Below are 25,781 nucleotides of genomic sequence, written 5' to 3'. Positions count from 1 at the left end.
GGACTTCCAGGAACGGATGATGATCGACATTCCCAACACCCAGCCCGACAGTCGGGACACGACGATCCTTGATGCCCCTGACCGGATGCTGAAGGTTCGCGAGGTGTTCGGGATCGACAGCGACATGGAAGTCCCGGCCTTCAGCGAGGCCGACGAGCGCGTTCCCGATCTCGACCCGGCCTATGTCTTCGACCCCGACACCACGATGGCGGTCCTCGCGGGTTTTGCGCACAATCGCCGCGTGATGATCCAGGGTTATCACGGCACCGGCAAGTCCTCGCACATCGAACAGGTGGCGGCGCGGCTGAACTGGCCGTGCATCCGCATCAATCTCGACGCGCACATCAGCCGTATCGACCTGATCGGCCGCGACGCCATCGTGCTCAAGGACGGCCAGCAGGTCACCGAGTTCCGCGAGGGTCTGCTGCCCTGGGCGCTCCAGACGCCGACCGCGCTGGTGTTCGACGAATATGACGCCGGGCGCCCGGACGTCATGTTCGTGATCCAGCGCGTGCTGGAAACCGAAGGCAAGCTGACGCTGCTCGACCAGAACCGCGTCATCCGCCCGAATCCATGGTTCCGCATCTTCGCCACCGCGAACACGGTCGGTCTCGGCGACACCAGCGGCCTGTATCACGGCACTCAGCAGATCAACCAGGGTCAGATGGACCGCTGGAACATCGTGGTCACGCTCAACTATCTGCCTGCCGCGACCGAGGCGCAGATCGTGCTCGCCAAGTCGGGTGAATATGACAAGCCGGGCGGCCGGGAGATCGTCGAGAACATGGTCCGCGTCGCCGATCTGACACGCAAGGGCTTCATCAACGGCGATATTTCTACCGTAATGAGCCCGCGTACCGTCCTCACCTGGGCGCAGAACACGCAGATCTTCGGCGATGTCGGCTTCGCCTTCCGCCTGTCGTTCCTCAACAAGTGCGACGAGGCCGAACGCGCGCAGGTCGCGGAATATTATCAGCGCGTGTTCGGCAAGGATCTTCCCGAAAGCGTGGCGCACCGGGCCTGACGCGCGTGACGGCGGACACCCCCCTCGAACGGCTGCGCAGCGTGCTGGGCGGCACCGTGCGTGCCCTGTCGGGTGACGCCGAGGCGGAACTCGCCTTCACCGCCGACGCGCCGCACCAGTCGGGGCACAGCGTCAAGGTACCGACGCCGGCACGCGCGCTGCCGCCGGAGCAGGTGGCCGAGGCGCGCGGTTTCGCCGACGGCTTCGCGCTCAAGATGCGGCTGCACAACTCGCAACTGCATGCGCGGGGGGCCCCGAAGGAGGCCGTCGCGCGCGCCGTGTTCGACGCCGTCGAAACCGCGCGCGTCGAAGCGCTGGGGTCGCGCGGCTATGCCGGCATCGCCGACAATCTCGAACAGGCGCTGACGATGCGGCTACGCGCCGATCCCATCACGCGCGCACGCACGCGCGACGAGGTGCCGCTGTCGACCGCCATCGGGCTGATGGTGCGCGAGCGGCTGACCGGTCGCCCCGCTCCCGCCACTGCCGCGATGGGCATGGCGCTGGTGCGCGACTGGATCGAGGAAAAGGCGGCAGTCGAGCTCGACGCACTCGCGCACGTCGTCGACGATCAGCAGGCGTTCGCCACGCTGGCAACGCGCATGCTTCAGGATCTCGCGCTGACCGAAGGCGATCAGGTCCCCGAGGAAAGCGACGAGAGCGGCGGCGAAGACGAGGGCGAGGAAGCCCAGCAGGACGAAAGCGGCGACGAACAGGATCAGGGTCAGGCGGGTCAGGCCGACGCCCAGACCGAGGCGCGCGGCGAGGAACGCCAGTCCGACACCAGCGAGGACGGCGAGGATCGTGCCTCCGATTCGACCGAAGATGGCGAGGGCGAGGAAGGCGACGAGGGCGAGGAAGGGATGATGCCCGTCCGCCCCAACCGCCCGTGGAGCGACCTGCCGCCGCAGTTCGAATATCGCCCCTACACCACCGAGTTCGACGAGGTGGTGCGCGCCGCCGACCTTTGCGATGCCGACGAGCTCGAACGGCTGCGCGCCTATCTCGACCAGCAGCTCGTGCACCTGCAGGGCGCGGTGACCAAACTGGCCAACCGGCTTCAGCGCCGGTTGATGGCACAGCAGAATCGCAGCTGGGATTTCGACCAGGACGAGGGGTTGCTCGACGCCGCCCGGCTCGCGCGCGTCGTCATCAACCCGATGCAGTCGCTGAGCTACAAGATCGAACGCGATACCGAGTTCAAGGACACGGTGGTCACGCTGCTCATCGACAATTCGGGATCGATGCGCGGACGCCCCATCTCGATCGCCGCGATCAGCGCCGACATCCTGGCCCGCACGCTCGAGCGTGTGGGCGTCAAGACCGAGATTCTGGGGTTCACGACCCGCGCCTGGAAGGGCGGCCAGTCGCGCGAGAAATGGCTGGCCCAGGGCCGCCCGCCGCAGCCCGGCCGCCTCAACGATGTCCGCCACATCGTCTACAAGCAGGCCGACGAGCCGTGGCGCCGCGCCAAGACCTCGCTCGGCCTGATGATGCGCGAGGGGCTGCTCAAGGAAAATATCGACGGTGAGGCGCTGTTATGGGCGCACGGCCGTTTGATCGGCCGGCCCGAAGACCGCAAGATCCTGATGGTCATCTCCGACGGCGCGCCGGTGGACGATTCGACGCTTTCGGTCAATTCGGGCGCCTATCTCGAACGCCACCTGCGCCAGGTCATCGGCTGGATCGAGGCACGGTCGCCGATCGAACTGGTCGCGATCGGCATCGGTCACGATGTGACGCGCTATTACAGTCGCGCGGTCACGATCATGGATGCCGAGCAGCTTGCCGGCACGATGGTCGAGCAACTCGCGGCACTGTTCGACAAGCAATGAGGCTTGCCCCGCCCCCGGGCGGCTTCGCCGGTCCCGTAAAGCGCTCGATCACGATCGCTGGGCACCAGACGTCGATCAGCCTCGAACCGCTTTTCTGGGAGGCGGCCGAGGCGGCGGCCGCCGATCTGCACATTCCGCTCAACGCGCTGGTTGCCGCCATCGATCATCTGCGCGTGCAGCAGGCCGCGCCCCCCAACCTCGCAAGCGCAATCCGCACCTGGATCCTGGGGCAGTTCGTGATCGACCCCGACGGCAAGGATGCGAACGTATCGCATTAGCGTTGACTCTGCGAATGTTTCGCAATAGCTGAGCGCAAAACGAGTCAACAAGGGGACTTTCGTGAAGCGTTCCGCTCCTGCCGCCACCCCGGCATTCCTTGCGCTTGCCTGTGTCGGTTTCATCGCCAGCGCCCCCGCGCAGGCCGACACTACCGCCAACGAGAACGGACCCGACAACAAGACCGCACCGGGCAAGCCCGCCGACCGCCTGACGCCCGAGGAGGATCAGCGCGCGCCGATCGTTGTCACCGGCGCGCGCGCCGAACTCGAAGGGCCCAAGGCGACCGCCAAGATCGTCAACACGCCGCGCTCGATAGTGGTGCTGCCGGAGCGCGTGATCGAGGAAACGGCTTCGGCGTCGCTGGCAGAGGCGCTGCGGACGGTGCCCGGCATCACCTTCGGTGCGGCCGAAGGCGGAAACCCGCTGGGCGACCGGCCGTTCATCCGCGGCTTCGACAGCCAGGGCAGCACCTTTGTCGACGGCGTCCGCGACATCGCCGCGCAGTCGCGCGAAGTGTTCGCGACCGAACAGGTTCAGGTGGTGCGTGGATCCGATTCGACGCTCGGCGGCCGCGGCAGCGCCGGCGGCTCGATCAACATCATCACCAAGCTGCCGGTCGATCACACCTTCATCAAGGCGGCGGCGAGCGTCGGCACCGCCGACTATCGCCGCTTCACGCTCGACGCGAATACCAAGCTGACCGATACGATCGGCGTTCGGATCGCAGGCCTGTGGCACGATCAGGACTTTGCCGGACGCGATGCGATCTGGGCGCGTCGCTGGGGCGTCGCCCCGTCGATCACGCTGGGCATGGGCACCCCCAACCGCCTGACGCTCGGTTATTACTATCTGGAAAGCCACGAACTTCCCGACGCAGGCATTCCCTATCTCTACACGCTCGCCAATGCGCCGGGCACCGGCATGATCTACAGCGAGCCGGCGATGGGCGACGTGACGACGATCGGCGGCGCAAAGGGCACCGTGCGCCGCAGCGCCTTCTATGGTCTGGCAAACCGCGATTTCCGCGACGCGGAGACGCATCAGGTCACGCTGCGCGCCGAGCATGATTTCGGCGGCGTGTCGCTGCGCAATACCGCGCGCTACAGCTACAATCAGCAGAGCTATGTGCTGTCGCAGCCCGACGACAGCCAGGGCAATGTCTTCGGCATGCCCGCCCCCGTCGGCGGCGTGCCGGTGCCCGGCGGACAGGTATGGCGCCGCACCAACACGCGCTATGGCTATACCGAAACGCTGACCAACCAGACCGATCTTTACGGCAAGCTGCGCACCGGCGGGATCGAACACAGCTTCTCGGTCGGTGCCGAAATCAGCTGGGAAAAGGCGCGCCGCGGCTCGTTCGTCCTCGCCAACGGCAGCACCAGCACGCCGCGCTGTACCAACCTGGCGCTCGCCCGCTTCAACTGCACCAGCCTGTTCAACCCCGATCCCAATGATCCCTGGGTCAACTACACCAGCGACACGTCGACCACCCCGACGCCGATCGTCCGCGGCGCGCGCACGGCCGAAACGCAGAACGACGCCCACACGGTCGCCGCCTATGCCTTCGACTCGATCACGCTCCTGCCGTCGCTGATCCTCAACCTCGGCCTGCGCTACGATCATTTCGAATCGAAGGTCACGCTCCCGCTCGCCAGCGGCGCGATCAGCTCCACGGTGCTCAAGCGGTCGGACGACCTGCTCAACGGCCAGGTCGGGCTGATCTTCAAGCCGACGCACAATACCAGCCTCTATGCCAGCTATGCGACCGCCGCCACGCCTCCCAACAGCCTGATCGGCGAAGGGCAGGAACAGAATAGCCTGGGCAGCAACGCCAGCGCCGCCGCGCTGCTCGACAGCCTGAAGGTCGAAAAGAGCAAGTCCTACGAGGTGGGCGCCAAGGCGAACCTGTTCGGCGAACAGCTGGCGCTCAACATCGCCCTGTTCCAGACCGACACCGACAACGCACGCGTGACCGGCCCGGACAACACGATCCAGTTCATCGGCAAGCGGCGGATCCGCGGCGTCGAGGTCGGTTTCAACGGCAAGGTCACCGAATGGCTGAGCGTGTTCGGCGGGTACACCCATCTCGACCCGAAGATCGTCAATGGCGGCTTTACCGCTCTCACCGCACCCGCGATCACGCAGACCGTCAACGGTACCGTGACGACGATCCGTGCCGCGCAGTCCGTCCTCGTCCCGTCGGTGAATACCGGCCGTGTTGCGCCGCAGACGGCGCGGGACAGCTTCACGCTTTGGGCAGACCTGCGCCCGGCCAGCCGGCTCAGCGTCGGCGGCGGCGCCTTCTACACGGGCCGCGTGTTCGGGGGATACCAGGACAACCGCAGTGCGGTTCAGGACGTGAACGGCGTCGTCACGGTCAACCCGGCGACCAAGGTGCTGGTGCGGACGATCCCGAGCTATTGGCGCTTCGACGCCCGCATCGGCTATCGCCTCACCGATCGGATCGACATCGCGGTCAACGTCCAGAACCTCACTGACGAGACCTATTACACCCAGGCCTATACGTCGCATTATGCGGCGATCGCACCGGGACGCTCGGCGCTCGCGACGCTCAACGTCCGGTTCTGATCCGATGGCGGACAGCCTCGATCCGCTGTCGCCCGACGAGGTCGCAGCCCGCCTTGCCGGCTCACCGGCAGAGCGGGCGGCGCTCATTGAACGCGGTGCGGAAGCGGGTGTGGCCGAGGCCCAGGCAGTGTGGGCGCAGATGCTGCTCGACCGCGGCGACGCGACCGCGGCGTTCGAGTGGTTCACGCGCGCCGCGCGCCAGGGGCATCTGATGGCGCTCAACATGCTCGGACGCTGCTACGATCTCGGCTGGGGCATCTCCATCGACAAGGCCCGCGCGGCCGAATGTTTCCGCGTCGCCGCCGAACGCGGGCTCGACTGGGGCATGTACAACTATGCCACGTCACTCGCGCTCGGCACCGGGGTACCGGAGGACAAGGCCGCGGCGCTCGCGTGGTTCGAAAGGGCTGCCGGGCTGGGCAATGTCAAGGCGCTCAACTATGTCGGTAGCTTCCACGAGGACGGCTGGGTCGTGCCGCGCGACCGCGCGCAGGCGGCCCGCTGTTACGCCCAGGCTGCAGCGGGCGGGGATTTCCGCGGCGCGTTCAATCATGCGCGGATGCTGGCCGAGGACGGCGACGACGATGCTGCGCTCGAATGGCTGTCACGCTGCGCCGTCACCGCGACGCCCGCCTTTCTGGACAAGGTTCGCCAATGGCTCGCCGGCTGCCCCTTTCCGCGCCTTCGCGCCGAAGGGCCGACGTCGCTGGAAAAAGGAATGACCACATGCTGATTGCGATCCCCGACCTGCTGACCGTTGAAGAGCTCGCGCGCATCCGCGCGATCATTGATGCGGCCGAATGGGTCGATGGCAACGTCACGTCGGGCAGCCAGTCGGCGCTCGCCAAGAACAACGAGCAGTTGCCCGAAGGCAGCCCGGCTCACGGCCAGGCCGGCGCCATCATTCTCGACGCGCTGGCGCGATCGGCGCTGTTCGTCGCCGCCGCGCTGCCGCTCAAGGTCTTTCCGCCGCTGTTCAACCGTTATGGCGAGGGGCAGACCTTCGGCACGCATGTCGACAACGCAATCCGGATCAAGCGGGGGAGCGACTTCCGCATCCGCTCGGACCTGTCGATGACGGTGTTTCTCGAAGACCCTCAAGCCTATGACGGCGGCGAACTGCGGATCGAGGAACAGTTCGGCGAACAGAGCGTCAAGCTGCCTGCGGGACACGCGGTCCTCTACCCCTCGTCCAGCCTCCACCGCGTCGAGCCGGTGACGCGCGGGCGGCGCGTCGCGAGCTTCTTCTGGATGCAGTCGATGATCCGCGACGACGGCGAGCGGCGCCTGTTGTTCGAACTCGACCAGACGATCCAGCGGCTTGCCGGCCAGTTGGGCCAGGGCGATCCCTCGGTGGTCGCACTCACCCACAACTACCACAATCTGCTGCGCCGCTGGGCCGACGCCTGACAGCAAGGGGGAGCGCCCCCGCCCGGATCAGGCGAAGGCGGGCGCCCCCTTGAGCTGCTGATACGCCTCGATCACCGCGCGCAGCCGGGCCTCGTGCGTCCGGTCGCCGCCGTTGCGGTCGGGGTGATAGCGGCGGACGAGCTCCGAATAGCGGCGGCGCAGCGCCGTGCGATCGGCGTCGACCTCGAGTTCCAGCGTCCGGAGCGCTTCCCGGTCACGGCCCGACAGGGGCTTGCCGTCCTTGCGCTCGGCCGCGGGCCGGGCGCGCCGGAACCGCGCGCCGATCGCGTCGAGCGGATCGGCAAAGTCGGCCCAGCGCGGCGGCGCATCGGCGCCGCCCGTCGCGGTGAAGGCGCGACTCTCGCGCTCCCACCCTGCATAGGGCCGCTGCGCCTCGTGAATCTCATCGGGGGTCATGCCGGCGAAATAGTTGTAACCCGAATTGAACGCGCGGACATGGTCGAGGCACAGCCAGCGATAGGCGCCCGGCCCGTCCCCGGCGCGCGCCGCATTGCCCGGCATCGGCGCGCGAAACTCGCCCGGCGCACCGCATCCGGCTTCCGCACACAAACGACCATCCGCTTCCACCCGGCCGTGGAACCGCGTGTGCGGCCGGTCTTTCTTCGGTTGGCTACTCGCCACGGGACTCCCTTTTCCAAAACGCCTATATAGTCGCGATGACCGACCTCGCCACCAGCCCAATGGCCGACCAGATCGCGGCCCGCCTGACCGAAGCCCTTGCCCCTTCGCGCCTCGAAGTCATCAACGACAGCGCGCGGCATCGCGGCCATGCCGGGCACGACGGCAGCGGCGAAAGCCATTTCACGGTGCTGATCGAAAGCGCCGTCTTCGACGGGCTGTCCCGCGTCGAACGCCAGCGGCGCGTCAATCGTGCGCTCGCCGATCTGCTCGCCGATCGCATCCACGCGCTCGCCATCCGCGCCGTCGCGCCGGGCGAGGCATGATCCGCCGCGCCCGGCCGGCGGCGCGCATCCTGCTGGTCGACGATGCGGGACGGGTACTGCTCTTCCGTTTCGTGGTTGCGGACCGCCCGCCCTTCTGGTGCACGCCGGGCGGCGCACTGGAACCGGGCGAGAGCTATGCCGAAGCCGCACGCCGCGAACTGATCGAGGAAACCGGCATCGACGCCGATCCAGGGCCCGAGGTGGCGCGTCGCGTCGTCCAGTTCGTGACGATCGAGGGCGATCCGGTCGATGCCGACGAACGCTATTTCCGCGTGCGCGCCGTCGCCCCCGATATCGCATGCGACGGCCATACCGCGCTCGAGCGGCGCGTGATGCAGCAATGGCGCTGGTTCACCGCGGCCGACATCGCCGCACATGACGAAGCCATCTTTCCCGAAGACCTGATCGACCTTCTTGCCCTGCCGGAGCCCCTGCCATGACGTCCGAAAGTCCGATTCTCCAGACGCTGACGCCGGTGACGCACAATCTGGGCGGCTTTCGCGTCAACCGCACCTTGCCCGCGCGCGACCGCACCATGGTCGGTCCCTTCATCTTCTTTGACCAGATGGGGCCGGCGCATCTCGATCCGGGGCACGGCATCGATGTCCGCCCACATCCGCACATCAACCTCGCGACCGTCACCTATCTGTTCGAAGGCGCGATCGACCATCGCGATTCGCTCGGCACCTTTGCGACGATCACGCCCGGGGCGGTCAACCTGATGACCGCAGGCCATGGCATCGTCCATTCGGAACGCAGCCCGGCCGCGCTTCGCGGCCCCGGCGTGGTGCTTTCGGGCATCCAGACCTGGCTCGCGCTGCCCGAAGCCGACGAGGAATGCCCGCCGGCGTTCGAACATGTCGGCGCCGACGACCTGCCGGTGATCCGCGATCATGGGGTGGAGGCACGCGTCGTGATGGGTGCCTTGTGGGGCGCGGCTGCGCCGACCACCACCCACGCCCACACCATCTATGCCGATATCGCGCTCGCACCCGCCGGCGCGATTCCGGTGGACGCCGAGGCCGATGAGCGCGGGCTTTACCTCGCAATCGGGGACGCCACGCTCGACGGCATGCCACTCGAACCGATGCGTCTCTATGTCCTGCGTCCCGGCACCTCCGCGACGCTGCGTTCGGAGCAGGGCGGCCGCGTGATGCTCTGCGGCGGCGAGGCGTTCTCCACGGTGCGCCACGTCTGGTGGAACTTCGTCTCGTCGCGGCCCGAGCGCATCGAACAGGCCCGCGCCGACTGGAAGGCCCGCCGCTTTCCCGTCGTGCCCGACGATGCGGAGGAGCGGATCGAGATTCCGGAGATCCCAAAGACGGTCAGCTATCCCTGATCGCATCGCCCCCTTGGCGCGCGCGCATCGCGTGCTAGGCTGCCGGAAAAGGCAAAATGGGGGAGGAACCGATGACGACAGGCTGGACCGAGCGCGCGATTGATCTTCCCACGGGCGTCACGCTCAACACCGCAATCGCGGGGGATCCGAACAATCCGCCGATCGTGCTGCTCCATGGCTTTCCCGAATCGCACCGCACCTGGCGTCATCAGATTCCGGAATTGGCACGCGATCATTATGTGATAGCCCCCGATCAGCGTGGTTTTGCCGCCTCCTCGCGCCCGGAAGGCGTCGACGCCTATCGCCCGGAGATGATCGCCGCCGACCTGTTCGCGCTCGCCGATGCCCTGAGCGTCGATCGTTTCACGCTGGTAGGCCACGATTGGGGCGGCGCGATCGCGTGGATGGCGGCGCTACAAAACCCCGCGCGGGTTTCGCGGCTGGTGATCCTCAATGCGCCGCATCCCCAGGTTTTCCAGCGCAAGCTGATCGACGATGCCGGCCAGCGCGAGGCAAGCCAGTATATCCGCCTGTTCCGCGATCCCTCGATCGACTCGGCGCTGCACGGTTCCGGCCTCGAGACCTTCTTTCAGGGGCTGTTCGTCCGCCACCTCGCCAGCGAGCCCGATCCGGCCGAAAAGGCGATCTATCTCGCGCAATGGTCGCAGCCCGGCGGAATGACGCCCATGCTCAACTGGTATCGCGCGACCGGGCTGATCGTGCCCGCGATGGACGAGGCGGTCGAGCGACCGGAGTGGATCGACGGCCCATTTCCCTTCACCCCGCAACCCACGCTGGTGATCTGGGGCATGCGCGACCGCGGGTTGCTGCCCTGCCTGCTCGACGGGCTCGAACAGCTCGTTCCGGACTATACGCTCGTCAAGATCGAGGAAGCCGGGCATTTCGTGCCCTGGGAAGCGCCCGAGGCCGTCAATGCCGCGCTGCTCGCCTGGCTGTCGCGGACCGCAAGCTGACGCGTCCCGCGCCGCCGCTCAATAGGCGCGCATCACATAGGGCCGTGTCGGATAGGGCGGCGTCAGTCCCTCTACCCAGGCGCCATGGGCGTGCGTGGTAGCGACGAGCTGCATCGGCGTTTCGCCGGGCCAGCCGCGAACCCGCACCTCGTGCCGATGCTGATCGCGATTGGGCTCCATCATCACCCAGCCGAGCGGCCGCGCGCGCGTGGCACGTGCACCGGCCCGCTGCATCGCAGCGGCGATCCGCTGCTGCGTCGCTTCGGGGAGATACTGCCAGACGACCGAATGCATCAGCACCCGCGTCACGCCCTCGTCCTGGGGGCGATCGAGCTGCGCCTCGAGCCAATCGGCGGCATCGCCGCGATCGAGCTGGACGCCGCGCGCGCGAACCATGGCGATGGTGTGCGCCAGCCGCTCGACCCGTTCGCGATGGTCGACCCAGCAATAGGCCTGAAGCCGCTCGGCATCGCGCGCACCGCCAAGGTCCAGCGGATTGCGATCGACACCGCGCGCATCGACCACCGTCACCGGGACATCGGGCGGCGGCGCGCCCCGCCATTCGGGAACGATCCGCACCGGCGCTTCGGCCGGACCGACGGCGACGCCGCCCAGATCGAAACCATAGTCGCCGATCAACAGGTTCAACCCGCCGCTCGACCCGATCTCCATTATCTCGACGCGCGGGCCGTAGCGAGCCGCCAGATGCAGGATGCCTGTCATCAACCCGGCCGATCGCCCGGCCTCGTTCGTCTGCGGCGGCCCATAGAGCCAGGGGACCAGTTCGGCATCATAACGTGCGATCGCATGCACCAGTGCTGTCGCGACATGCTCGGGATCGTCGATTCGACCGGTGAACACATATCGCAGTTCGGGCACGTCGCGCCGATGCAGGGCGTGCAGCCCGCCCACGAGGCGCAGCACCAGTGCGTCCGCCACCGGCTCGCCGGGCCAATCGAGCACGCGCCGGCCCGTCTCGGTTGCGCGGTCGAGACAATTTCCCAGCACGCGACAGACCCGCGCCGTGATCGGCGCATCCATCGCCGCGCAATAATCTGCCTGGATTCGAAAGGCTTCGCGATTGACGGCTTCTTCGGCCATCGGCAACACTCCGGTTCGGCGCCACGACCGGTCACCGCTTCGTCATGCCTTGTCGCACCCGGCTTTCGCGGTTGCCAGCGGCAATCGACTCCGACGCCGCTCCGCGCCGGATGCGCGGGAATGTCCTCCCGGTCGGTTGCGCGGCACTCCCCCCGCCGGTAAAGCCCCCGACTCGCATGCAAGAACCGCTTATCCTCGCCGTCCCCAAGGGGCGCATCCTCGACGAGGCGCTGCCGCTGCTCGCCCAGGTCGGGATCGTGCCTGAAGCCGCGTTTTCGGACCCGGGCAGCCGCGCGCTGCGTTTCCACACCAACCATCCCGCGATCGACCTGATCCGGGTACGCGCCTTCGACGTCGCGACCTTCGTCGCGCATGGCGCCGCACAGCTCGGCATCGTCGGCTCCGACGTGCTTGCCGAATTCGACTATTCCGAGCTCTATGCGCCGGTCGATCTGGGCATCGGCCATTGTCGCATTTCGGTCGCCGAGCCGGTCGACATGGCCGCCAAGGACGATCCGCGCGGCTGGAGCCATGTCCGCGTCGCCACCAAATATCCCCACATTACCCGCGCCCATTTCGAAGCGCGCGGCGTCCAGGCCGAATGCGTCAAGCTCAACGGCGCGATGGAACTGGCGCCGGTACTCGGTCTTGCGCCACGGATCGTCGACCTCGTCTCGTCGGGCCGCACGCTAAAGGAAAACGGTCTCGTCGAAGTGGAAGTGATCGCCCAGGTCACCAGCCGGCTGATCGTCAACCGTGCTGCCTTCAAGACGCGCGCGACTGAGGTCGCGCCACTGGTCGATGCGTTCCGCAAGGCCGTTGAGGGGCGCCCCGCATGATCCGGCTCGACGCTTCCGACGCCGGCTTTGCGGCCGCCTTCACGGCGCTGGTCAATGCGCGGCGCGAAGCCGACGCCGACGTGGCGCGCGATGTCGCGGCGATCATCGCCCGCGTCCGCGACGACGGCGATGCGGCGCTGCACGACTATACGCGCCGGTTCGACGGGCATGACCTGGACCGGAGCGGCTGGCGGATCGAACGGGCCGAATGCGCCGCGGCGCATGCCGCGCTCGACCCGGCGCTCCGTGACGCGCTCGAACTCGCGGCCGAACGCATCGCGACCTATCACGCCAAGCAACGCCCTGCGGACCGGGACGAGATCGATGCGCAGGGCATTCGCCTCGGTGCGCGCTGGCGCCCGGTGGACGCCGCCGGCATCTATGTACCCGGCGGGCGCGCCGCCTATCCCAGTTCGGTGCTGATGAACGCCATTCCGGCCAAGGCCGCGGGCGTCGAACGGCTGGTGATGGTGACGCCGACTCCGCGCGGCGAGGTCAATCCGCTGGTGCTCGCCGCCGCGCATGTCGCCGGGGTCGACGAGATCTGGCGCGTCGGCGGTGCCCAGGCGATCGCCGCGCTAGCCTATGGCACCGACCGGATCGCGCCGGTCGACGTCGTCACCGGCCCCGGCAATGCGTGGGTGGCAGAGGCCAAACGCCAGCTTTACGGCGTCGTCGGCATCGACATGGTCGCCGGCCCCTCGGAGATCGTCGTTGTCGCCGATGGCCGCAACGATCCCGAATGGACCGCCGCCGATCTGTTGAGCCAGGCCGAGCACGATCCGACCAGCCAGTCGATCCTGTTCACCGATGACGCGCGCTTCGCCGACGCAGTCGCGGCTGCCGTCGACCGTCAGATTGCGACGCTGGCCACCGGCACGACCGCACGCGCAAGCTGGGACGCCAATGGTGCGATCATCGTGGTGCCGACACTCGATGCGGCGCTGCCGCTCGTCGACCGGCTGGCGGCGGAGCATCTCGAACTCGCCTGCGAGCCCGATGTCGCGCAGGCGCTGTTCGATCGGGTTCGCCATGCCGGATCGGTGTTCATCGGCCGCTACACGCCCGAGGCAGTCGGCGACTATGTCGCGGGGCCGAACCATGTGCTGCCCACCGGACGTCGGGCGCGCTTCGCGTCCGGATTGTCGGTGCTCGATTTCATGAAGCGCACCAGCTTCCTCGCGCTCGATGCCGCGGGACTTGCCGCCATCGGCCCGGCCGCCGTCGCGCTGGCCGAGGCAGAAGGGCTGCCTGCGCACGCGCGCTCGGTGGCGATTCGCCTGCAACGCTGATTTCGCACGTCCGGCGGCGCCCGCCCGCTCCCTGTCGTGGGAGAGGGGCCTTATCAGCGCTCGCCGGACGCGCTAAGCCCATCCCGTCAAGGAAAGTTCGATCCAATGCCCAGTCCGCACGCCCGCAGCCGTTCCAAGGCCCGCGCCGCCGCCCGCCTCGCCGCCGTTCAGGCGCTGTATCAGCAGGAAATGGAAGCGACGCCGCTCGCCGTCCTGCTCAACGAATTTCACCAGCACCGACTGGGCGCGACGATCGAGGATGTCGAATATATCGACGCCGATCCCAACTTCTTCGACGATCTGGTCCGCGGCGTCGACGCCCGCCGCGCCGAGATCGACGCGATGATCGGGGGCAAGCTCGCCGCCGACTGGTCGATCGAACGGCTCGACAAACCGATGCGCCAGATCCTGCGTGCGGGCACCTATGAGCTCATCGCGCGTGTCGACATTCCGGTCGGCGCGGTAATCAACGAATATCTCGACGTCACCGACGCCTTTTACGACCGTCGCGAAAAGGGCTTCGTCAACGGCATCCTCGACGCGATCGCCAAGGAAGCACGGGGCTGACCGGACGCGCTGCCGCGGCGCATCGGGCAAAGGGGGCGCCATGAACGAGGCCGAGTTCATCGCTGCGCTGCGTGGCCTCCCGTTGCATCCGGGCGCGCACGGCCTGGCCGACGACACCGCGGTGTTCACTGCCGGGGATGAGCTTCTCGCCGTCACGCACGATGCGATTGCCGAGGGCGTCCATTACTTCCCCGGCACCGATCCGTTCGACATCGCCTGGAAGCTCGTCGCGGTGAACCTGTCGGACCTCGCGGCCAAAGGGGCGGCGCCCATCGGGGTGCTGATCGGCGCCGTGCTCGTTCCCGATGCCGAGCGCTTCGTCGAGGGCCTGCGCGCGATCCTCGAACGATACCATGTGCCGCTGCTGGGCGGCGACACCATCGCGCTGCCGGGCGGCACGCCTGCTACCTTCGGCTGTACCGCGATCGGGCGGGCGACGCATCGACCGGTACCCGCGCGCACGGGCGCACAACCCGGCGACGCGTTGTGGATCGTCGGCACGATCGGCGCCGCGATGCTCGGTTATCGTGACCGCACGGGCGAAGCCTTTCTGCGTCCGCAGCCGTTGCTTGCGGCGGGGCAGGCCCTTGCGCCGCATGTCCATGCGATGATGGACGTGTCCGACGGCGTGCTGCTCGATGCGCGCCGAATGGCACAGGCGAGCGGATGCACCGCCGCGATCACGCTCGCCGACCTCCCCTTTGCGCCGGGTATCGACGCCGACGACCGCCTGGCGGCGGCAAGCTGGGGCGACGATTACGCGCTGCTCTTTTCGTGCCCGCCCGAACGGGTGCCGCCCGTCCCCGCGACGCGCATCGGCGCGATGCGGCCCGCCGGCCCGCTCCCGCTGCTGGTCGACGGCGCCCCGCCGCCCGCGCGTCTCGGTTACGAACACGCCTGATTTGCGCCGCTTGCGCTGCCCTGCCCCCACCGATACGCTCCCGTGATCCCGCAGACCGGCGACAGACCGGCACGGGCGAGAGGATCCAAAGGAAAGGGAACGGACGAGATGACGATCGTGTATCTCGCCATCGCCTGCGGCTTGATCGCCGTGGCCTATGGCTTTTGGACCAGCCAGCAGGTTCTGCGCGCACCCGCGGGGAACGAGCGGATGCAGGACATCGCCGCCGCGATCCAGGAGGGCGCCCGCGCCTATCTGGGCCGCCAATATGCAACGATCGCCGTGGTCGGCGTCATCGTGGCGGTGGTTCTGGCCTTCACGCTGGGTTGGCGTTCGACGCTCGGTTTCACCATCGGCGCGGTGCTTTCAGGCGTCGCCGGTTTCGTGGGCATGAACATTTCGGTGCGCGCGAACGTCCGCACTGCCGAGGCGGCCCGCGGCTCACTTCAGGGAGGGCTCACGCTCGCCTTCCGGTCGGGCGCCATCACCGGAATGCTCGTCGCGGGGCTCGGACTGCTCGCGATCGCTGCACTGTTCTGGTATCTTGTCGGCCCCGGCGGCTTCGCCCCCAATGCCCGGCCGGTGATCGACACGCTGACCGCGCTGGCCTTCGGCGCCTCGCTCATCTCGATCTTCGCGCGGCTCGGCGGCGGCATCTTCACCAAGGCGGCCGATGTCGGCGCCGATCTCGTCGGCAAGGTCGAGGCCGGGATTCCCGAGGACGACCCGCGCAACCCCGCCGTGATCGCAGACAATGTCGGCGACAATGTCGGTGACTGCGCCGGCATGGCCGCCGACCTGTTCGAAACCTATGTCGTCACGCTCGGCCTCACCATGGTGTCGATCGCGCTGCTGATGAAGGGTGTCGAGACCGCGCTGCTGACCAAATTGATGGCGCTCCCGCTGATCGTCGGCGGCGTTTGCATCCTGACCTCGATCCTCGGCACCTACATGGTCCGGCTCGGCCGCAGCCAGTCGATCATGGGTGCGCTCTACAAGGGTTTCTGGACGACAGCGCTGCTGTCGGTCCCGGCCATATGGGGCGTCACGCGCTATACGCTGGGCGACATGGACGCCCCCATCGGCGGCGGCGACACCGGCTTTCTCGAAGGAACCGGCACCACGGCGGCGGATGCGGCGCTCGCCGCAGTCGACCCGGCGCTTCAGTTCACCGGCTGGGATCTGTTCTTCTGCATGATGATCGGACTGGCGGTCACGGGGCTGCTCGTCTGGATCACCGAATATTACACCGGCACCAACTACCGCCCGGTCAAGTCCATCGCACGCGCGTCGGTGACCGGGCACGGCACCAATGTGATCCAGGGCCTTGCCGTCAGCCTCGAATCGACCGCGCTTCCGACGCTTGTAATCGTCGTGGCGGTCGTGGCGGCCTTCCAGATCGCCGGGATCATCGGCGTCGCCTTTGCGGCAACCGCGTTGCTCGCGCTGGCCGGCATGGTCGTCGCGCTCGACGCCTATGGTCCCGTGACCGACAATGCCGGCGGCATTGCCGAGATGGCGGGCCTTGAGGATGCGGTTCGGCACAAGACCGACGCGCTCGACGCCGTCGGCAACACCACCAAGGCCGTCACCAAAGGTTATGCGATCGGGTCGGCGGCGCTGGCGGCGCTGGTGCTGTTCGGGGCCTATACTACCGATCTCAAGGCGTTCTTTCCCGGCGTGCACGTCGATTTCACGCTCAGCAATCCCTATGTCATCGTCGGCCTGCTGCTGGGGGCGCTGCTTCCCTATCTGTTCGGTGCGTTCGGCATGACGGCGGTCGGCCGCGCGGCGGGATCGGTGGTGGAGGATGTCCGCGCGCAGTTCCGCGACAATCCGGGCATCATGGCGGGCACCAGCCGGCCCGATTATGCCAGAACGGTCGACATCGTCACGCGCGCCGCCATTCGCGAGATGATCGTGCCCTCGCTGCTTCCCGTCCTCAGCCCGGTCGCGGTCTATTTCCTCGTCACCGCGGTCGGCGGCCAGGCCCAGGGCTTCGCGGCGCTCGGCGCGATGCTGCTCGGCGTGATCGTGTCGGGCCTGTTCGTCGCGATTTCGATGACCAGCGGCGGCGGCGCTTGGGACAATGCCAAAAAATATATCGAGGACGGCAATTACGGCGGCAAGGGCTCGGACGCGCACAAGGCCGCCGTCACCGGCGACACGGTGGGCGACCCTTACAAGGACACGGCCGGCCCCGCGGTCAATCCGATGATCAAGATCACCAACATCGTCGCGCTGCTGCTGCTGGCGGCACTCGCGGCAGGCCACGTCGCGGGCTGAACCGCGCCGGCCGGCGCCGGGGTGCCCCTTGGGAGACTCCGGCGCCGGCCGGCCATTTTGGGGCAATCGGCGCCGATTTCGGCACAATCCCGGGTGGACTCGCCCGGCCTGCGTCTCCATTTAGGCGCCAAAGGGCGTCATTCCCGCCCTTCGACTTCCCTTTTCGGCATCGAGCGCGTAAAGGCTGCGCCGTTTCACGCGCGCGTCAGTATAGAGAGGCATATTTTTGGCCAAAGAAGAACTGCTTGAAATGCGGGGCCAGGTCGTTGAGCTGCTGCCCAACGCCATGTTCCGCGTCCGGCTCGAAAACGATCACGAGATCCTGGGCCATACTGCGGGCAAGATGCGCAAGAATCGCATCCGCGTGCTCGTGGGCGACGAGGTGCTCGTCGAACTGACGCCCTACGACCTCACCAAGGGCCGCATCACCTACCGCTTCAAGTAAGCGGTCCTGGCCCATGCGGCTCGTCCTGGCCTCCAGTTCTCCCCGGCGACGCGATCTGCTTCAGCGGATCGGAGCGACGCCGGATCGCATCGCTGCGCCCGAGATCGATGAGGATCCGCGCCCCGGCGAACTCCCCCGCCCTTATGTCCTCCGGCTCGCCGTCGAAAAGGCCCAGGCCGTTCCGCGCGCGTCCGACGAAATCGTGCTGGCCGGCGACACCACCGTCGCAGTCGGTCGCCGTATTTTGGGCAAGCCTGCCGACGAACGCGATCTGCGGGCGATGCTCGCGCTGCTGTCCGGACGGCGGCACCATTGCTTCTCGGCGGTCTGCGCCATCGGCGCCGACGGCCGCCCGCGCACGCGCCTGTCCGATACCGTCGTCACGTTCAAGCGGCTGACCGACGCCGAAATCGACGCCTATGTCGCCAGTGGCGAGGGTATGGGCAAGGCGGGCGGCTATGCCATCCAAGGGCGGGCCGAGGCTTTCGTCCGCTGGCTGGCGGGCAGCCATTCGGGCGTTGTCGGGTTGCCGCTGTTCGAAACGCGCGCGCTGCTGGTCGCGGCGGGCCTCCCCCTTGGCTGAATGGCTGTACGAAGCCGGAATCGGTGAGGCGCGCGCCGCGCTCGTCTCGCGCGGATCGATCTGGAAGGCCCGGATCGAGCTTGACGGCCCCGCGCTCCGCGTCGGCACGATCGCGCCCGCACGGCTGATCGACAAGGCGACCGGCAAAGTCGCACTGCTCGATGGCAGCGGCGAGGCGCTGTGCGATCCGCTCCCGCGCGGCGTGACCCAGGGCGGCACCTGCCTGGTGCGGATCGTGCGCGAGGCGATTCCCGAGCCCGGCCGGGCGAAGCTGCCCAAGGCGGTACCGGCCCCGCCCGACGCGGTGCCGATGCAAGGCCCCGACCTGCTCGCGCGGATCCGCGCCAGCGGCCATCCCGTCCGCATTCTCCATGCCCATGAACCCGACGCGCTGGAGGAAGCGGGCTGGTCCGAACTGCTCGAAGAGGCGATGTCGGGCGAAATCGCCTTTCCCGGCGGCGCGCTGCGCCTGTGCCCCACGCCCGCAATGACGTTGTTCGACGTCGACGGCAGCGGGCCGATCGAGCCGCTCGCCGTCGCTGCCGCCCATGCGGTCGCGCGTGCGATGGAACGCCATGGCATCACCGGCTCGGTCGGCATCGATTTCCCCACGCTGGCCAGCAAGGCGGCGCGGCAGGCGGTGGCGGAGGCGATCGACGCCGCACTGCCCCAGCCGTTCGAACGCACCGCGGTCAACGGGTTCGGCTTTCTTCAGATCGTCCGCCGCCGCGAACGCGCCTCGCTTCCCGAACGGCTGCGCGACGATCCGGTCGGGGCGGCGACCCGGGCCGAGTTGCGCCGGATCGAGCGCCTGCCCCCGCCGCCCCCCGCCACCTATCGCGTGTCGCAGCCGATCGCGCGACGACTGGCGCAACGCCCCGACTGGACCGACGCGCTCGCCCGGCGCATCGGCGGTATCACGCAATTCCTTTCGGCAAAGGACTGACATGGCAAAGCGCGACTGCTGCCCGATCTGCGGCGCGGCGACCGTTCCCGAATTCAAGCCCTTCTGCAGCCGCGGCTGCAAGGATCGCGATCTGCTGCAATGGCTTGGCGAGGGCTATCGGATCGCTGGACCGCCGATCGAAGAAGAATCGATTTCGGGGCTGGACAAGCCCGAATCGCACGACTAAGAGCGCGTCTCCCGGCGGGAACGCCGGTGTGCCCAGGTAGCTCAGTTGGTAGAGCATGCGACTGAAAATCGCAGTGTCGGTGGTTCGATCCCGCCCCTGGGCACCATCCCTTCCCCTAAATCGCTAACCTGCGGCCAGCCTCACTCGCGCGTCGCTTTCGCCGCAGTCACCTTTGTCAGTCGCCGTCGCGCCGGACAAAGCGGGTGGGCAGTGCCGTCGTGCTCTTGATATTCTCCAGCACGATGCTCGATCGCGCGGTCGCAACCTCGGGCGCAGACAGGATTTCGCGCACCAGCAGCGTGTTGAAACTCGCCAGATCGCGCGTCGCCACCTTCAGGATGATGTCCGCCGACCCAGTGAGCGCCTGACATTCCAGCACCTCGTCGAGCTCGAGGATGCGGCGGTGGAAATTGTCCAGCCAATCGGCCTCGTGCGTGCGGAGCGATACGAGCACATAGGCGCTCACCCCGATCCCCAGCCGTTCGGGATCGAGTACCGCGGCGACGTGCGAGACATATCCGGCGGCGCGCAGCTGTTGCATTCGCCGCGAGCATTGCGAGGGCGAGAGATGGACGTGGCTGCTCATCTCCACCGGCCCGATATCGCCCTGTGCTTGCCAGCATTCGAGGATGTGCAGGTCGAACTGGTCGAGGTCGCGCGCCATGACGACGATCATGCACATTCTGCGCACATTTCGTCAATATCACGCACATTTATCGCGCACCGGCCGCCATTTCGCTGAAGTTCGCACGCACTTTGGGCAGGATCGGGTGTAGATCGGCGCCGACAATCCCCCTTTGGGTTCAGGACAAGCCATGGCATTCGAATCGCTTCAGCCGCAGCCGGCGGATCCGCTGCTGCAGATCATCGGCGCTTTCCGCGCCGACCCCCGGGCCGACAAGATCGACCTGGGCGTCGGGGTGTTCCGCGATCCGCAGGGCGCCACCCCGGTGATGCGCGCGATCAAGGCCGCCGAACGCAGGCTGGTCGAGACCCAGCCGAGCAAATCCTATCTCGGGAGCGAAGGCGATACCGGGTTCGTCGCCGCGCTTGCCGCCCGGGTGATCGGCGATGCGATTGCGCGCGATCGCGTCCAGGGGCTTCAGACCCCGGGTGGAACGGGCGCATTGCGGCTCGGTGCCGAACTGCTCGCCCGCGCCGGTGTGCCGCGCATCTGGATCGCTGCGCCCAGCTGGGCCAACCATGCCCCGATCTTCGCCCAGACCGGCGTCGCGCCGCAGTTGGTGCCCGCGTTCGATATCGCCGCACAGCGCTTCGACGCCGATGCGTTCGTCGCGGCGCTCGCCGGGGCCTCGGCCGGCGATGCGGTCCTGCTTCATGGTTGCTGCCACAATCCGACCGGCATCGACCCCACTGCCGAGGAATGGACGGCAATCGCCGCGGCGGTTGCCCAACGGGGGCTGATCCCGTTCATCGACCTGGCTTATCAGGGATTGGGCGACGGTTTCGACGCCGATGCGGCCGGTGCCCGCGCGGTGCTGGCGGCGGTGCCCTGGGCCTTGCTCGCCTATTCGTGCGATAAGAATTTCGCGCTCTATCGCGAACGGACCGGCGCGCTCTACGCCGTCGGCCCCGATGCGACGCAGAGCATGACGCTCCAGTCGAACCTGCTCGCGCTGGCGCGGACCAACTGGTCGATGCCGCCCGATCACGGCGCCGCGGCGGTACGGCTGGTGCTCGAAGATCCCGCCCTCGCCGCGGACTGGGCCGCCGAACTCGAATCGATGCGCCGACGGCTGGTGGCGGTGCGCACCGGCCTCGCCGCGCTGGGCCGGATCGGGGCTCTCGATCTGGCGCCGCTCGCCGTAGGCAAGGGCCTGTTCGCGACCCTGCCGGTCAGCCCGACGCAGGTCGGCTGGCTCCGCGAGACGCACGCGATCTATATGGCAGGCTCGGGACGGATCAACGTCGCGGGCTTTACCAGCGATGCCGCGATCCGTCGCTTTGGCGCCGCACTCGCCGCCATGACCGCGGGGGGCGTCGCGTGAACGCACGGCACGGCCTCCCCGCCGCCGCGCATGGCGGCGGGGTGCGTTCCCATTTCTCGCTGTGGGACAGCCCCTATCTGCTGCTCACGCTCGCGGCCTCGCTGTGGGCGAGCAACTTCGTGCTGGGCCGCGCGGTCCCGCACACGCTCAATCCCGCCAGCCTTTCCTTCTGGCGCTGGGCGATCGCCGCCCCCATCGCGCTGCCCTTCGCATTGCCGCACCTGCGCGACGACTGGCCGGCGATCCGCCGCGGCCTGCCGATGCTCGTGCTGCTGGCTGCGCTGGGTCTGGCGGGCAGCAACACGCTCGCCTATTGCGCGCTGCGGCTGACCAGCGCCACCTCCGCGCTGCTCGTCCAGTCGGCAATCCCTGTGACGATCCTCGGCTTCGGCTACCTGCTGTTCGGCGACCGCACGACCGCGCGCCAGCTGATCGCGATCGGCTTTGCCCTTGCGGGCGTGCTGTGCGTGATCCTCGGCAAGCCCGGCGCGCAGGGCGCGCTCAACCTCGGCACGTTACTGGCTGCGGGGACGATGTTCGCGCAGGCGCTCTACGCGACGCTATTGCGGCGCCAGCCGCCGATCCATCCCACCAGCTTCCTGTTCGTCACCTTCGTCGCGGCGGCGCTGCTTATGCTGCCGTTCCAGCTTGCGCTGGGCACGCCCTTGCCGATCGGCGATCGGAGCGGGCTCGCGGCGCTGTGCTACCTCGCGCTGGGGCCGTCGGTCCTTGCCTTTTTCGTGTTCAACCGCGGCGTGGCGCTCATCGGCTCGGCGCGGGCCGGTCTCTTTTTCTATCTGATGCCCGTGTTCGGCACGATCTTCGCAGCACTTCTGCTCCATGAGCGGATCGCTCTGGCGGAACTGCTCGGCTTCGGGCTCGTGGGACTCGGCTTCGCGCTCGCGCGGCGACGCTAGCCGGCCGCCGGGCTGGCCCCGCGCACCCGCGCGGGCCGGCCCCATCGGGCAAATCCCGCCTCGCGCTCGCGCCGGGCGCAATAGAGGTCGAGCGCGATCTGGAGGCCCATCCACATATAGGCGAACGACGCAAAGGCGAGCGCCAGGAACATCGACCCGACCAGGTAAAGGATGTGCGCCATCTGCAGCGCCGAGGCGAGCGGCGCGATCCAGTCGGCATCGCCGCCCGCGCGCAGATAGCGCCGCCGCAGCACTTCGGTCCGCACCAGCCCGATCAGGTTGAGCGTCAGCCATAGCGCCAGCCCGCCATAGCCCTGTTCGCCGAGCATCTCGAAATAGCTGCTGTGCCAGGCGCGCCCGCCGTCGACCACGGTCGCCGCGGCATCGCCCTCGCGCGTACGGGTGTGATAGACGAAACGGTTCTGGCGATACGCACCAAAGCCGCCGCCCATCGGGTGATCGCGGACATAATCGAGCGTCCAGCCCCACACGGCGATGCGGGTCGAGGCGGATTCATCCCCCTGATAGCCCTCGATCGTCTCCATACGCTTGCTGTAGCTGTCGGGCAGCAACGGCACCGCCACCGCCACCGCCGCGGCAAGGATGCCCAGGTAGAGCAACCGCCGCTTCACCATGCGCAACAGCATCACCGCCAGCAGGCCGATACAGATCAGCCCGGTGCGCGCCTGCGTGCCGATCGGGATCAACAGGCACGCGAAGATCAGCGCATAACCGAACAGCCGCACCCGCCAGTCGGGGCGAAAGATCGTGCCGTGCTGCATTGCAAAGAGGATCAGCGGGATCATCCCCACCGCGACCATCGAGATCGTGCTCCCCTCGTACAGCCCGCTGTTGTTCGAAACGCCCAGGTTGAGCATCCCGTATCCGCCGCCGCTCGCCAGCGTCTTGATCCCGCCGGTGATGACGATCGACGCGACCGACAGGATCATGAACACCACCATCGCCTCGATCCGCAACCGCGTGCGCAACGTCATCGGCAGGAACACGGCAAAGACCAGCGTCTTCCACACCCAGTCCCATTTCTCCGCGGCATCGATCGGGAAATCGGCATGGGCGGTCGTCCATCCCGCCCAGCCGAGCAGCGCCAGGATCAGCAACTGGCGAACCGTGATGCGAAAGCCGTGGCGCGCATCGGTGACCACCCAGCCGACAAAGGCCGCGGCAAAGAAGATCAGCGAGACCGGAACCGACGACAGCAGGTAATAGGAAAGCCGCTGCGGCGAGACGAGGTCGATATAGACATAGCCGAGCACGAACAGGAACGGCCGCCGCATCCCGAGCAACAGCAGCAGCGCCAGATAGGCGACGAAGGCATAGTCGCGCATCGCTCAGCCCCGGCAGGGCATGCGCAGGATGAAAGGCGGGGCGCACGGCATCACGCCGCCCGCCATGCCATCGCCGCGGTTGCGATCGCGTTAAGCAGCACGATCGGCTGCCGCGCGGGCGCTGCCGGGCTGAAAACTTTAAGCCTTTGGCTTTAGGGCGCTCTGCATGGGCGGTTTCCATCTGCAATATACCGGCGCCGACGCCGATCCGGCCGGGTTGGCATCGGCCGAGGCGCAGTTCGCACGTCACGGCTTTGCCGCACCGCGCCGTCTCGCGGTGTCCGGCTGGGCCATCCGCCACTGGGATGCGATCGCGGGCGGCCCTGCCGGCTTCGTGCAACAGGGGGCCGACTGGGCCGCCGCGGCGGGCACGATCAGCGTCGACGGCCGCTTCGGCGCGCCCGCGCTCGCCGCGCTGCTCGCCATGATCGATCCCGCGCGCCCGACGCCGTTGCTCGACTGGGACCGGCTGGCCGGCGAGTTTGCGCTTGTCCTTCACCGCGGCGGCCGCACCTTCCTGATCGGCGATTTCTTCGGCACCTGGCCGGTTTATCGCGACCTCCCGAATACGCTGTTCTCCACCTCGTTTCTCGCCGCGGCACAGGCGCAGCCGCGGCTGCGCTTCGACACGCAGGCGGTGTACGAATTCGCCTTCAACGTCGTCCCGGTCGGCGACGACACGGTGCTTGCCGAAATCCGCACGCTTGCGGCGGGATCGATGGTCGAGCTGCTGCCCGGCGGCGCATCGACCACGCACGGCGGCCCCCGGCCGCTCCCCGAAGCGCCGGTGCACATGCCGCTCGGCGAGCGCATCGCACAGCTCCGGGCGCCGCTCGAGGCACAGGCGAACGCGATCGCGGCGCAGTTCGGCAATGCGGTCCACGCCCCCTTATCGGGGGGACTCGATTCACGACTGGTCCTCGCGCTGCTCCGCGCGGCGGGCGTGCGGCCGCAGGTCTATGTCTATGGCCCCGAAACCAGCGCCGATGTCCGCGTCGCGCGGGCGATCGGCGCCGAACTGGGTTTCGACGTCGCCTGGACCGACAAGAACCGCGCGCCGATCACGCCCGATGCCTTTCCAGGGCAGGTGGCGGCCAATTTCGATCGGTTCGACGGGCTGCCCAACTTCGGCAACCTGTTCGATAACGGCGGCAATGCCGCGGCGCTCGACGCACGCCACACCGCGGGCGCGCTCGCGATCTCGGGCGGATGCGGCGAGGTGTTTCGCGATTTCTTCTTCCTCGCCGACCGCCGGATGCGCGCCGGCGCGGTGACACAGAGCTTTTTCGCGCGTTTCCTGGCCGACGACCTGACAGGCGCGTTCGATCGCGACGCATTCCTTGGCGCCATCACGGCCAAGCTCCGCGCCGCGCTCGGCGCCGGCGGGCGCGATCAGCCGCTGTCGCGCACCCGGATCGAACAGCTCTATCCGCGCGTCCGCTGCCGCTCGCTGTTCGGGCGCGAGATCGCCATCGAGGGGCGCCACGGCCCCTATGCCATGCCGTTTCTGGACCACCGCGTCGTCGCGGCGGCGCTGCAATTGCCGATGCGGCTCAAACAGGCAGGCGCGTTCGAGGCCGCGCTGATTGCCGCAATCGATCCCATGCTTGCCGCCCAGCCCTCCGCCTATGGCCATGCCTTCGACGTGCCGCCGGGTTTCCGCCACCGCCTCGCCGAATGGTCGACGCGCCTCCGTCCGCCCTGGCTGCGCGCGCAAAGCTATGCGCTTCAGCGCCGGCTCCGCCCCATGACCGACGAGCATGGCGGGCTGTTGTCGCCCGATTATCTGGGCCGGGTGATCGACCTCGACCTGCCCGTCATGCGCCGCTGGTTCCGCGTCGAACGGATCGCCGACAGCGCGTTGCTCCGGCGGATCGCGTGCCTCGAATATCTGGCTGCCCGGCTCGGCGGCCGCCTCGATCCGCAAGGCTGAGCGCCCAGGGCTGC

Annotated in this window: 26 protein-coding genes and 1 tRNA gene; 23 read left to right on the top strand and 4 right to left on the bottom strand. The window is 68.0% G+C overall.

The features are described from left to right. Positions 1 to 19 precede the first annotated feature (19 nt). From cobS to ACT3CF_RS03490, 6 genes are all read left to right on the top strand, one after another. The gene (cobS, locus tag ACT3CF_RS03515; RefSeq protein WP_478420391.1) at positions 20 to 1,024 is read left to right on the top strand and encodes a cobaltochelatase subunit CobS; all 1,005 of its coding nucleotides are present in this window, start codon (positions 20 to 22) and stop codon (positions 1,022 to 1,024) included. 5 nt (positions 1,025 to 1,029) lie between these two features. Next, complete coding sequence (gene cobT / locus ACT3CF_RS03510) at positions 1,030 to 2,859, top strand: cobaltochelatase subunit CobT (protein ID WP_478420389.1); 1,830 nt, start codon at positions 1,030 to 1,032, stop codon at positions 2,857 to 2,859. Continuing rightward, a complete protein-coding gene (locus ACT3CF_RS03505) occupies positions 2,856 to 3,137 on the top strand; it encodes a ribbon-helix-helix domain-containing protein (protein ID WP_478420387.1) in 282 nt (93 codons plus the stop codon). Before cobT ends, ACT3CF_RS03505 begins: the two co-directional genes overlap by 4 nt. Before the next feature lie 61 nt (positions 3,138 to 3,198). Then, a complete protein-coding gene (locus ACT3CF_RS03500) occupies positions 3,199 to 5,727 on the top strand; it encodes a TonB-dependent receptor (RefSeq protein ID WP_478420386.1) in 2,529 nt (842 codons plus the stop codon). A 4-nt stretch (positions 5,728 to 5,731) separates the two neighbouring features. Continuing rightward, the gene (locus ACT3CF_RS03495; RefSeq protein WP_478420384.1) at positions 5,732 to 6,460 is read left to right on the top strand and encodes a tetratricopeptide repeat protein; all 729 of its coding nucleotides are present in this window, start codon (positions 5,732 to 5,734) and stop codon (positions 6,458 to 6,460) included. After that, on the top strand, positions 6,454 to 7,137 hold the full coding sequence (locus ACT3CF_RS03490; protein ID WP_478420382.1) for a Fe2+-dependent dioxygenase: 684 nt from the start codon (positions 6,454 to 6,456) through the stop codon (positions 7,135 to 7,137). The genes ACT3CF_RS03495 and ACT3CF_RS03490 overlap by 7 nt, the downstream gene beginning before the upstream one ends. A gap of 27 nt (positions 7,138 to 7,164) precedes the next feature. Here ACT3CF_RS03490 and ACT3CF_RS03485 read toward each other — a convergent pair whose 3' ends face one another. Continuing rightward, a complete protein-coding gene (locus ACT3CF_RS03485) occupies positions 7,165 to 7,779 on the bottom strand; it encodes a J domain-containing protein (RefSeq protein ID WP_478420380.1) in 615 nt (204 codons plus the stop codon). A 35-nt stretch (positions 7,780 to 7,814) separates the two neighbouring features. On the opposite strand from ACT3CF_RS03485, the gene ACT3CF_RS03480 reads away from it, so the two are divergent. The 4 genes from ACT3CF_RS03480 to ACT3CF_RS03465 all read left to right on the top strand — a co-directional run bounded on the left by ACT3CF_RS03480 (position 7,815) and on the right by ACT3CF_RS03465 (position 10,415). Next, a complete protein-coding gene (locus ACT3CF_RS03480; RefSeq protein ID WP_478420378.1) occupies positions 7,815 to 8,102 on the top strand; it encodes a BolA family protein in 288 nt (95 codons plus the stop codon). Next, complete coding sequence (locus ACT3CF_RS03475) at positions 8,099 to 8,542, top strand: NUDIX hydrolase (RefSeq protein ID WP_478420377.1); 444 nt, start codon at positions 8,099 to 8,101, stop codon at positions 8,540 to 8,542. Before ACT3CF_RS03480 ends, ACT3CF_RS03475 begins: the two co-directional genes overlap by 4 nt. Beyond that, entirely contained in the window at positions 8,539 to 9,441 is a 903-nt protein-coding gene (locus ACT3CF_RS03470) for a pirin family protein (RefSeq protein ID WP_478420376.1), read from the top strand. The genes ACT3CF_RS03475 and ACT3CF_RS03470 overlap by 4 nt, the downstream gene beginning before the upstream one ends. A gap of 71 nt (positions 9,442 to 9,512) precedes the next feature. After that, the gene (locus ACT3CF_RS03465; protein WP_478420375.1) at positions 9,513 to 10,415 is read left to right on the top strand and encodes an alpha/beta fold hydrolase; all 903 of its coding nucleotides are present in this window, start codon (positions 9,513 to 9,515) and stop codon (positions 10,413 to 10,415) included. 18 nt (positions 10,416 to 10,433) lie between these two features. On the opposite strand, the gene ACT3CF_RS03460 is transcribed toward ACT3CF_RS03465, so the two are convergent. Further along, the gene (locus tag ACT3CF_RS03460; protein ID WP_478420373.1) at positions 10,434 to 11,516 is read right to left on the bottom strand and encodes a DUF2332 domain-containing protein; all 1,083 of its coding nucleotides are present in this window, start codon (positions 11,514 to 11,516) and stop codon (positions 10,434 to 10,436) included. Positions 11,517 to 11,692: 176 nt separating this feature from the next. On the opposite strand from ACT3CF_RS03460, the gene hisG reads away from it, so the two are divergent. From hisG to ACT3CF_RS03410, 10 genes are all read left to right on the top strand, one after another. Further along, positions 11,693 to 12,355 (top strand): ATP phosphoribosyltransferase, encoded by a 663-nt coding sequence (gene hisG, locus ACT3CF_RS03455; RefSeq protein ID WP_478420371.1) that lies wholly within the window; start codon positions 11,693 to 11,695, stop codon positions 12,353 to 12,355. Further along, entirely contained in the window at positions 12,352 to 13,647 is a 1,296-nt protein-coding gene (hisD, locus tag ACT3CF_RS03450) for a histidinol dehydrogenase (RefSeq protein WP_478420370.1), read from the top strand. Before hisG ends, hisD begins: the two co-directional genes overlap by 4 nt. A 105-nt stretch (positions 13,648 to 13,752) precedes the next feature. Next, positions 13,753 to 14,214 (top strand): transcription antitermination factor NusB, encoded by a 462-nt coding sequence (nusB, locus tag ACT3CF_RS03445; protein ID WP_478420368.1) that lies wholly within the window; start codon positions 13,753 to 13,755, stop codon positions 14,212 to 14,214. A gap of 40 nt (positions 14,215 to 14,254) precedes the next feature. Further along, positions 14,255 to 15,115 (top strand): thiamine-phosphate kinase, encoded by an 861-nt coding sequence (gene thiL / locus ACT3CF_RS03440; RefSeq protein WP_478420367.1) that lies wholly within the window; start codon positions 14,255 to 14,257, stop codon positions 15,113 to 15,115. Between the two features lie 108 nt (positions 15,116 to 15,223). After that, complete coding sequence (locus ACT3CF_RS03435; protein WP_478420365.1) at positions 15,224 to 17,401, top strand: sodium-translocating pyrophosphatase; 2,178 nt, start codon at positions 15,224 to 15,226, stop codon at positions 17,399 to 17,401. A 226-nt stretch (positions 17,402 to 17,627) separates the two neighbouring features. Next, on the top strand, positions 17,628 to 17,846 hold the full coding sequence (gene infA, locus ACT3CF_RS03430; RefSeq protein WP_003049127.1) for a translation initiation factor IF-1: 219 nt from the start codon (positions 17,628 to 17,630) through the stop codon (positions 17,844 to 17,846). 13 nt (positions 17,847 to 17,859) lie between these two features. After that, on the top strand, positions 17,860 to 18,429 hold the full coding sequence (locus tag ACT3CF_RS03425; RefSeq protein ID WP_478420362.1) for a Maf family protein: 570 nt from the start codon (positions 17,860 to 17,862) through the stop codon (positions 18,427 to 18,429). Next, positions 18,422 to 19,375 (top strand): ribonuclease, encoded by a 954-nt coding sequence (locus ACT3CF_RS03420; RefSeq protein WP_478420361.1) that lies wholly within the window; start codon positions 18,422 to 18,424, stop codon positions 19,373 to 19,375. The genes ACT3CF_RS03425 and ACT3CF_RS03420 overlap by 8 nt, the downstream gene beginning before the upstream one ends. A 1-nt stretch (position 19,376) precedes the next feature. Beyond that, entirely contained in the window at positions 19,377 to 19,562 is a 186-nt protein-coding gene (locus ACT3CF_RS03415) for a DNA gyrase inhibitor YacG (RefSeq protein WP_478420360.1), read from the top strand. Between the two features lie 30 nt (positions 19,563 to 19,592). Next, positions 19,593 to 19,668, top strand: a tRNA-Phe gene (locus tag ACT3CF_RS03410). A 69-nt stretch (positions 19,669 to 19,737) separates the two neighbouring features. Here ACT3CF_RS03410 and ACT3CF_RS03405 read toward each other — a convergent pair. Continuing rightward, positions 19,738 to 20,238: an Lrp/AsnC family transcriptional regulator gene (locus ACT3CF_RS03405; RefSeq protein ID WP_478420359.1), complete on the bottom strand. Its 501-nt coding sequence runs from the start codon at positions 20,236 to 20,238 to the stop codon at positions 19,738 to 19,740. Between the two features lie 139 nt (positions 20,239 to 20,377). Between ACT3CF_RS03405 and ACT3CF_RS03400 the strand changes: the two genes are divergently transcribed. Further along, entirely contained in the window at positions 20,378 to 21,571 is a 1,194-nt protein-coding gene (locus ACT3CF_RS03400; RefSeq protein ID WP_478420358.1) for an amino acid aminotransferase, read from the top strand. Beyond that, on the top strand, positions 21,568 to 22,488 hold the full coding sequence (locus ACT3CF_RS03395; RefSeq protein WP_478420357.1) for a DMT family transporter: 921 nt from the start codon (positions 21,568 to 21,570) through the stop codon (positions 22,486 to 22,488). The genes ACT3CF_RS03400 and ACT3CF_RS03395 overlap by 4 nt, the downstream gene beginning before the upstream one ends. On the opposite strand, the gene ACT3CF_RS03390 is transcribed toward ACT3CF_RS03395, so the two are convergent. Next, entirely contained in the window at positions 22,485 to 23,834 is a 1,350-nt protein-coding gene (locus tag ACT3CF_RS03390; protein WP_478420356.1) for a DUF5935 domain-containing protein, read from the bottom strand. The two genes, ACT3CF_RS03395 and ACT3CF_RS03390, sit on opposite strands and share 4 nt — an antisense overlap. 166 nt (positions 23,835 to 24,000) lie before the next feature. Between ACT3CF_RS03390 and ACT3CF_RS03385 the strand changes: the two genes are divergently transcribed. Beyond that, positions 24,001 to 25,767 (top strand): asparagine synthetase B family protein, encoded by a 1,767-nt coding sequence (locus ACT3CF_RS03385; RefSeq protein ID WP_478420354.1) that lies wholly within the window; start codon positions 24,001 to 24,003, stop codon positions 25,765 to 25,767. Positions 25,768 to 25,781: the final 14 nt, after the last annotated feature.

The sequence above is a fragment of the Sphingomonas chlorellae genome, assembly GCF_056485145.1.
Note: the sequence above shows the minus strand (reverse complement) of the source record. Positions and strands in the feature narration are given on the sequence as shown.